The sequence below is a fragment of the Actinokineospora globicatena genome, assembly GCF_024171945.1.
Lineage (GTDB): Bacteria > Actinomycetota > Actinomycetes > Mycobacteriales > Pseudonocardiaceae > Actinokineospora > Actinokineospora globicatena.
In genome coordinates this window covers 2,203,005-2,212,558 of the sequence record NZ_JAMTCR010000002.1, presented here as the reverse complement: position 1 = coordinate 2,212,558, position 9,554 = coordinate 2,203,005, and the positions used below count along the sequence as shown (strand labels likewise).

1 pseudogene is annotated in these 9,554 nt (G+C 71.3%); it reads right to left on the bottom strand.

Annotation, left to right across the window (positions count from 1 at the left end):
* Window positions 1-470: 470 nt before the first annotated feature.
* Window positions 471-9,509 (bottom strand): annotated as a pseudogene (locus LV79_RS10145) (type I polyketide synthase); the annotation flags it as partial.
* Window positions 9,510-9,554 lie beyond the last annotated feature (45 nt).

Below are 9,554 nucleotides of genomic sequence, written 5' to 3'. Positions count from 1 at the left end.
CCCGACTCGACCTCTACTCGACAACGCCGCCCCAACACGAACACCAACAGCGCCGACCACACACACCCCGGCGACAGCGGCCCCAGATCGCTCCCCAAACGCCCGCCGACGACGTTGACCCCAAGACCACCCGCCGACAACGTTGGCCGCCCACCGCTCCACCAAAGTCGCTGGTGCCAGGCCGGCTCGATGGGGCGGACTTGTTTTGTGCGGGGGAGCGGTACCCGTAGCGTCGGTAGCGGACAGGGCCATGCTTTTCGGCCCCTGCTTTGCGGTCCTGCCACGGGTGTCGTAGGGGCCCCACGCAAAACAAGTTCGCCCCATCGAGCAAAGCTCGAAACTCGCGTCAAAGCCAATGGCGAAGCCGAGGCGACCACCCCGCGATGCCGCAGGCGAGCCGTATCCCCTGCCCCGCAATGCCGCACCCCCGCCCCCACCAACACCCGCACCCGCACCCGCACCAAGGCCACTCATGTCAGCCCCAGATCTTTCTCAACCAGATCAAACAGCTCATCATTGGTAGCGGACCCAAGCCGATCCAACAGATCCCCACCACCACCCGCCCCCCGCTGAGCAGCAAGCAGCGATTCAAGCCGCATCACCACCCGAACCCGCGCGATGTCGTCATCAGCCCGAGTAGCGAGAGCAAGCTCAATCCGGTCAAGCTCAGCAAGCGAAGGAAGGTCGTCCTCAGGCTCCTCAGGAAGCGCCAACACACGCAAATGTCCAGCAAGAACCGCAGGATTCGGCTGGTCGAACACCAAGGTCGCAGGCAACGTCAGCCCCGTCTCAGCAGCCACACGGTTGCGAAGCTCAACAGCGGTCAGCGAGTCAAACCCCACCTCACGGAAGGCCCGATCCGGGTCAATAGCCTCCGGCCCAGGATGCCCAAGCACCACAGCAGCATGCGCACGGACCAAATCCAGCAGCACCCGCGACCGCTCCACCTCGGACAAAGCCGCCAACCGAGTGCGGAAGTCAGCCGCCGCCTCAGCCGGCACTACCGCCGTGACCTGCTCCCGAACAGCCTCAGGAAGCTCAGCGAGCAGCTGGCTCGGCCGCAGCGAGGTGAACGCGGGCACGAACTTGGCCCAGTCCACCTCGGCCGCCGCGACGAACGTGTCGCCGTGGTCGAGCGCCTGGCGCAGCGCGACCATGGCCGGACCAGGGGTGATCAGCGGAACACCTCGGCGCAGCATGGGTTCGACGGCGGTCATGGCGACCATCCCGCCGCCGTCCCACGGCCCCCACGCGACCGAGAGCACCGGCACGCCCTCGCTGCGCCGGTGTTCGGCCAGCGCGTCGAGGTAGGCGTTGCCCGCGGCGTACCCGCCGTGCCTGCCCACCCCCCACACGCCCGCGATGGAGGAGAAGTAGACCACCGCGTCGAGCTGCGCGGGGTCGATGAGCTCATCGAGGTGCCGGGCGCCTGCGATCTTCGCCGTGGTCAGGTACGCGAGGTCGTCGACACTCGTGTACTCCAGCGGTGCCAACGTCCCCATGCCAGCCGTGTGCATGACCGAGGTGACCGGGGTGTCCAGTTCGGACAGCATCCTGGCCACGTCCGCGCGGTCGCTCAGATCGCAGGACACCACATCGACCTTGGCCCCTAGCGCCGACAGCTCGGCGACCAACTCCTGGGCTCCCGGCGCCTGCGGACCACGACGACTGGTGAGCACCAGGTGTTCAGCGCCGTTCTCCGCCAACCACCGCGACACGTGCCCGCCGATCGCCCCGGTACCGCCGGTGACCAGCACCGACCCACTCGGCCGCCAAGACCGCAGCGGCGCGGTAGCCCCGGTGCCCGCACGCACCAACCGCCTGGCGAACGTGCCGGAGGCGCGAACCGCCAACTGGTCCTCGTCGTCCGTCCGCGACAAGGCGGCAACCAGCCTGGACGCGGCCCGGTCGTCGAAGTTCACCGGCAGGTCGACCAGCCCACCCCACTGCCTCGGGTGCTCCAACGCGGCGACCCGCCCAAGCCCCCACACCTGCGCTTGCTGCGGGCGAGCAGGCACTTCCCCCGTCGTGCCGACGGCCCCCTGGGTGACACACCACAGTGGAGCGATGTCGGTCTCGACGACGGCATGCAGCAGCGACAGCGTCGCGGTCAGCCCAACCGGAAGCGCGGTGTGCACCGGGTGCGGCGTCTCGTCCAGCGCGAGCAGCGACAGGATCCCGTCGACCTCGTACCCGTCCAGCTTCGGGACCAGCGACTCCTCAGTCGGGTCGACCACGAGCACCTCGGCACCGTCGATCACCCGCGCGATCGGCGAGTCCGCCACCGCGGCGCTGACCACCACGAGCCAGCGACCCGTGAGCACCGGCGTCCGCACCTCGTCCACGGCGGACCACCGGATCCGGTACCGCCACGCGTCCACAGCGGACTCAGCGCCGACCTGCCGGTGCCAACTGGACAAAGCGGGCAGCAACGACGCGACCGCCGATTCCGGTACCCGCAACGCCTCTGCCACAGCGGCACCATCAGCCCGATCGACCGCGGCCCAGAACCGCGCCTCACCGGGGTTGCTGACCGGTGCGGGTGCCTCAGCGACCGGCTTCGGCCAGTACCGCTGCCGCTGGAACGCGTAGGTGGGCAGGTCGACGAACCGGCCGTCGAGCCGCCAGTCGACCGCGACACCCCTGGTGTGCGCCTCGGCGAGCGCGGTCAGCCACCGCGTCCGGCCGCCGTCGTCGCGCCGCAGGGTCCCGATCGCGGTCGCGTCCTGGATGGCCGCGATGAGCACCGGGTGCGGGCTGGACTCGATCAGCAGTGTGTGGCCGTCACGCAGGAGAGACGTGGTCGCCGACTCGAACCGCACGGTCTCGCGCAGGTTGGTGAACCAGTACTCGGCGCCGAGTTCGCTGGTGTCCAGCAGGTCACCGGTCACCGCGGAGTAGAACGGGATCGTGGATCGCTGCGGCGTGATGCCCGCGAGCGCGGAGGTGATCCGGTCACGCAGGCGGTCGACCTGGGCGGAGTGCGAGGCGTAGTCAACCGGCACACGCCTTGCCCGGACATTGTCACCCGTCAGTTCGACGAGGAGTTCGTCAAGCGCGTCCGGCTCACCGGAGACCACAGTCGCTTCAGGACCGTTGACTGCGGCGACTGAGATCCGCGGCCCCCAAGCGGAGATGCGGTCGCGAACGGCGTCCTCACCGAGCGGGATCGACACCATGCCACCGAGTCCGGCGAGTTCCGTGATCGCCTGACTCCGCAGGGCGACCACCGTCGCCGCATCTGCCAGGCTCAACGCACCAGAGACAGCTGCAGCCGCGATCTCACCCTGGCTGTGCCCGACGACAGCGGCAGGCTTGACCCCGTGCGCTTGCCACAGCGCCGCCAGCGACACCATCACGGCCCACAACAACGGCTGCACGACCTCGACTCGGGCCAAAGCGCCCTCGTCAGCGAGCGCCTCGGTCGGCACGAAGTCGATGTGCGGCGCCAAAGCGTGTGCGCACTGGGCGAACCGGTCAGCGAACACCGGCTCGTCCAACAGGTCCAACGCCATTCCCAGCCACTGCGAGCCTTGACCTGGGAAGACGAACGCGACCTTGGCCTTGCCCGCCTTGCCGACCGTGACGGCGGAACTCGGTGTCCTGTCGGCGAGTGCGGCCAGGCCATCGCGCAACGCGTCTTCGGTGTCGGCGACGACCACGGCCCGGTGCTCGAAGGTGCTCCGCGCGCCCAACGTGTGCGCGATGTCGGGCAGGGCGCCGGTCAGGTTCGCCCGCAGAGCCTCGGCTTGCGCGCGCAGGGCCTGCTCCGAGCGAGCTGACACGACGAAGGGCAGGGCCCGTCCGGCCTGCCAGGGGGTTTGCTCGGCGGGATCGTCCTGGACATCGGCTGCCTCCTCCAGGATGAGGTGGGCGTTGGTGCCGCTGGCCCCGAAGGACGACACCCCGGCCCGGCGCGGCTGACCGGTCGCGGGCCACGGGGTCGTGTCGGTGAGCAGGTCGACCGACCCGCTCGTCCAGTCCACCTGCGACGTCGGGGCATCGACGTGCAGTGTCTTGGGCAGGACACCGTGCCGGAGCGCGAGCACCATCTTGATCACGCCGGCGGCACCGGACGCGGCCTGGGTGTGCCCGAGGTTCGACTTGACCGCGCCCAGCAGCAGCGGACGCTGCCGGTCCCGGCCGTAGGTGGCCAGCAACGCCTGTGCCTCGATGGGGTCACCGAGGGTGGTGCCGGTGCCGTGCGCCTCCACCGCGTCCACATCGGACAACTCAAGCCCGGCGTCGGCGACGGCGGCCCTGATCACCCGCTGCTGCGACGGCCCGTTCGGCGCGGTCAGCCCGTTGGACGCGCCGTCGGAGTTGACCGCGCTTCCCTTCAACACCGCCAAGACCTTGTGCCCGTTGCGCTGGGCGTCCGACAGCCGCTCGACGAGCAGCAACGCCGCGCCCTCACCCCAGCCCGTCCCGTCGGCGGCGTCGGCGAACGCCTTGCACCGGCCGTCCTGGGCGAGTCCGCTCAACCGGCTGAACTCCACGAACGGCCCCGGCGTCGACATCACCGACACACCGCCCGCCAGCGCCAAGTCACACTCCCCGGAACGCAGCGACCGGGCCGCCAAGTGCAGCGCTACCAGCGAAGACGAGCACGCCGTGTCGACCGTCAGCGCGGGCCCCTCGAACCCGAAGCTGTAGGCGACCCGCCCGGACAAGATGCTGGCGGTGGCACCCGCGAGCAGGTGCCCTTCGACGTCATCCTCGGAGCTGAGCAGCAGGTAGCTGTAGTCCTGGCCGTTGCTGCCCGCGAACACGCCGGTCCGGCTGCCCCGCAGGTCGTGCGGGTCGATCCCCGCTCGTTCCACGGCCTCCCAGGCGGTTTCGAGCAGGAGCCGCTGCTGCGGGTCCATCGCGATGGCCTCGCGCGGGGAGATCCCGAAGAACGCCGGGTCGAAGTCGGCGGCCTCGTGCAGGAACCCGCCCGCCTGCACGTACGAGGTGCCGCCATCGGCGTCCTCGGCGAACAGTTCGTCCAGGTCCCAGCCGCGATCGGTGGGGAACGCCGAGATGGCCTCGTCGCCCGCCAGCAGCAGCCGCCACAGGTCCTCGGGCGTGGTCACGCCACCCGGGAAGCGGCACGCCATCCCGATGATCGCGATGGGTTCGTCCACGGTGACGCGCGCTGTGGTCTCGACCTCGTGGCTGGTGCCGGTCAGCTCGGCGACGAGGTACTCGGCGAGCGAGGCGGGCTTCGGGTAGTCGAACACCAGGCCCGCGGTGAGCTTCAGCCCAGTAGACGCGGCAAGCCGGTCGCGGACCTCGACAGCGGTGAGCGAGTCGATGCCCAGGTCCTTGAACGGCAGCTGCGCGCCGATGTCGTCCGGTCCGCGATAGCCGAGCACTGTGGCGACCTCGGCGCGGACCAAGTCCAGCAGCACGCCGGTCCGATCGCCTTCGGGCAGGTCAGCGAGCCGGGTCACCCACTGCGCGCGGACATCCCCTGCGTCGACCGGGTCAGGGTTCTCGTCGGTCAGCTCGGTGAGCAGCGGGCTGCGGCGCGTGCTGGTGAACGCGGGGGCGAAGACCGACCAATCGACGTCAGCCACGGTGAGATCACCGCGGGTGTCGAGCGCGCGCCCCAGTGCCTTCAAGGCCTTGGCGGGATCCATCGGGCGCAACCCTCGGCGCACCAACTGGTCGTGGCTGTCGGCGGCCATCCCGGCCCCGTCCCACGGTCCCCATGCGACAGACACCGCAGGCAGGCCCCTGCCGCGCCGGGACTCGGCGAGCGCGTCGAGGTGGGCGTTCGCGGCCGCGTAGGCGCCTTGCCCGCCGCCACCCCAGGTCGACGCGACTGAGGAGAAGTAGACGAACTCCGCTTCGGGCAACAGTTCGTCGAGCAGCGCGGCGCCGACGACCTTGGCCCGCAGCACGTCGGCGAACTCGGCCAGTCCGGTCTCGTTGAGCGGCACCAGCTCGCTGGTCCCGGCCGCGTGCACGACGGTCCCGATCTCGTGCTCTGCGAGGAACGCGACGACCTGCTCACGATCGGTGACATCCAGCGCGACAACCTCGCCTGCCCCGACACCGGTGCGGCTGGCCAGGATGACCCGCTCCGCGCCTTGGTCGGCCAGCCACGCGGCGACGTGCGTGCCCAACGCTCCCGTACCACCGGTAACCAGGACGGTTCCCCGTGGCGTCCACGGAGTCCCAGCAGCGGCGACGGCCCGGGTGAGCCTGCGCCCGAACACGCCGGTCGGGCGGATCGCGACCTGGTCCTCACCGCTCGCGATGACGGCGAGCAACGCGGCAGTGGCCCGGTCATCAGGCACCGGCATGTCGACCACGCCGCCCCACCGCGCACCGAACTCCAGCGCGGCGACCCGGCCCGACCCCCACAGCTGGGCCTGGCCCGGAGCGGTGAGCCGGTCGGCCCGACCGATCGACACCGCACCCCGCGTGATAGTCCACAGTGGAGCAAGCAGGTTGGCGTCCCCGAGCGCTTGCGCCAACACCAGACCGGCGACCTGGCCGGAGGTCATCGGCGGGTACTCGGCGTGCGGTGAGTCGTCGTCGGCCAGCAGCGACAGCACAGCGGTGAAACCCATGCCTGCGACGTCGCGCAGCCGAGCGGCGACTGACCAGCGGTCCACCTCGGTACGCGCGAGCGGCAGCTCGACCACGTCGACACCGTGGGCCCGCAGCGCGCGGACGGTGCCGATCACCGCCTGGTCATCGGCCTTGGCGCTGGGAACGACCACCAGCCAGCTACCCGGCGTCTTCGCTGCGGCGAGCCCGGTCAGCGGCGTCCAGGTGACGCGGTAGCACCAGGTGTCGACCTCGGTGCGGTCCCGCTGTCCGCGACGCCAGTCGAGCAGCGCGGGGAGGACCGCGCGGACCGAGTCCTCGTCGGTGCGCAGGGTGGCGGCGAGCGCGGCGGGGTCGTCGCGGTCGACAGCGGTCCAGAACGCGGAGTCGTGACCGTCGGCACTGGTGGAGGTCGCGGCGCTCAGCCAGTACCGGTCACGGCGGAAGGCGTAGGTGGGCAGGGGGACGACGTGGCCGCCCCAGGGCTCGAACACGGCGCGCCAGTCGACGCCGACGCCGGAGACGTGGGCGCGGGACAGGCCGGTGAGCAGCGCGTCGACCTCGTGGCGGTCGCGCCGGGACAGGGCGACCGCACCGTCGACCACGGCGGTGAGCGCGGCGTCCGGGCCGATCTCGAGGAACCGGGTGGCACCTGCCGCGCGCAGCCAGTCGACGGCACCCGCGAACCGGACCGGCTCGCGCACCTGCCGCACCCAGTAGTCGGCGTCCACGTCGATCAGCAGCTCACCGGACACGGTGGACACGACGGGCAGCGCGGCCCGGCCGTGCGCGATCCCGGCGATGGCCGCGCGCAGGTCGGCCAGCACGGGGTCCATCAGCCGCGAGTGGAAGGCGTGCGAGGTGGCCAGGTCCTTCACCCGGCCGGAGTGTTCAACAATCCGCTCTTTCAACTGTTGAACAATCCCACGATCCCCGGATACGACAAGTGAACGATCCGAATTGACCGCCGCCAGGTCCACGCCGTCGGGCAGCCCACCGGGGAACCGGCGCGCGAGGGTCGCCTCGCTGATCTCCACGGCCAGCATGGCGCCGCCCTCGGGGAGGGCGCCCATGAGCCGTGCACGGGCGTTGACCAGCGTGCACGCGTCGGCCAGCGCCAGGATCCCCGCGACGTGGGCCGCCGCGATCTCGCCGATGGAGTGCCCGACCAGGTAGTCCGGCCGCACACCCCAGGACTCCACCAGCCGGTACAGCGCGACCTCGAAGGCGAAGATCGCGGGCTGCGCGTGCTCGGTCCGCCCCAGGTCGCCGAACTCGGTCACCCCGAGCGCGGCCTTCACCCGCGCGAAAGCCTCGGCGAACACCGGGAAGGCCGCCGCCAGCTGCTCCCCCATCCCGGCCCGCTGCGCGCCCTGACCGGTGAACAGGAACGCCGTCCGACCGTCATCGGCCGTCCCCGTGACGACGTTGCCCGCCGACCGCCCAGCCGCGATGGCCCGCAGCCCGTCGACCAGCCCGTCCCGGTCGCCCGCGAGCACGACGGCCCGGTGGTCCACGCTCGCCCGCGCGGTGGCGAGTGTGTGCCCGATGTCGAGCACGGTCCCGTCGAGCGCCCCCAGCAACCGGTGCGCCTGCTCCCGCAAGACCTCCGGCGTGTGCCCCGACACCAGGCACGGCACCAATCCCCGCTCCGGCGACACGTCTTGCTGAGGCTCAACGGGCTCCGGCGAGGACAAGATCACGTGGGCGTTGGTGCCGCTCATGCCGAAAGACGACACCCCGATGCGGCGCGGGCGGTCCACCTCCGGCCACGGGCGCGCCGCGCTGAGCAGCCCGAGCCCGGCCCAGTCGATGTGCGGCGACGGCTCATCCGCGTGCAGGGTCCGCGGCAGGACACCGTGCCGCAACGCCAGCACCGACTTGATCACGCCCGCGACCCCGGCGGCGGCCTGCGTGTGCCCGATGTTGGACTTCACCGAGCCCAGCCACAGCGGCTCGTCCCGGTCCCGGCCGTACGCCGCCGCAAGGGCTTGCGCCTCGATCGGGTCGCCGAGCACGGTCCCGGTCCCGTGCGCCTCCACGGCGTCCACATCGGACGGAGCCAGGCCCGCGGCCGACAACGCCGCCCGGATCACCCGCTGCTGCGACGGCCCGTTCGGCGCGGTAAGCCCGTTCGACGCACCATCGGCGTTCACCGCCGTCCCGCTCACCACGGCGAGCACGTCATACCCGCGTCGGCGCGCCTCGGACAACCGGGTCAGCACCAGCACTCCGGCGCCCTCACCCCAGCCGGTCCCGTCAGCAGCCGCCGAGAAGGCCTTGCACCGCCCGTCGCCAGCCAAGCCTCCCTGCGCGCCGAACTCGCTGTAGAGACCAAGTCCGGCCATGACCGTCACACCGGCCACCAGCGCCAGGGAGCACTCGTCGCCCTGCAGCGCCTTGACCGCCATGTGCAGCGCCACCAGCGACGACGAACACGCGGTGTCCACAGTGACCGCGGGTCCCTCAAGCCCCAGCGAGTACGCCACCCGCCCGGACACCACGCTCGCGGCGCTCCCGGTCAGTAGGTGTCCTTCCGCGCCCTCCGGCAACTCCAGCCCGATGCCGTAGTTCGACGCCCCGGCGCCCGCGAACACCCCGGTCCGGCTCCCGCGCAACGACAACGGGTCGATCCCCGACCGCTCCAACGCCTCCCACGCGACCTCCAGCAGGACCCGCTGCTGGGGGTCCATGGTCAGCGCCTCGCGGGGGCTGATGCCGAACAGCGCCGCGTCGAACCGGTCGGCGTCGTCGAGGAACCCGCCGCGCACAGCCAGCGGGTCGACGTCGAGTCCGCGCCCCTCGGGGAACCCGGTGACCGCGTCCCGCCCGTCGCGCACCAGGTCCCACAGGTCGTCCGGGGTGCGCACGCCACCGGGGTAGCGGCAGCCCATGCCGACGACGGCGACCGGCTCCCGCAGGGCGGCCAGCCGCTCGCGGGTGTCCGCGAGGTCGGCGGTGACCCGCTTGAGGTACCGCAGGAGCTTCTCGTCGTCAGCCATGTCGGG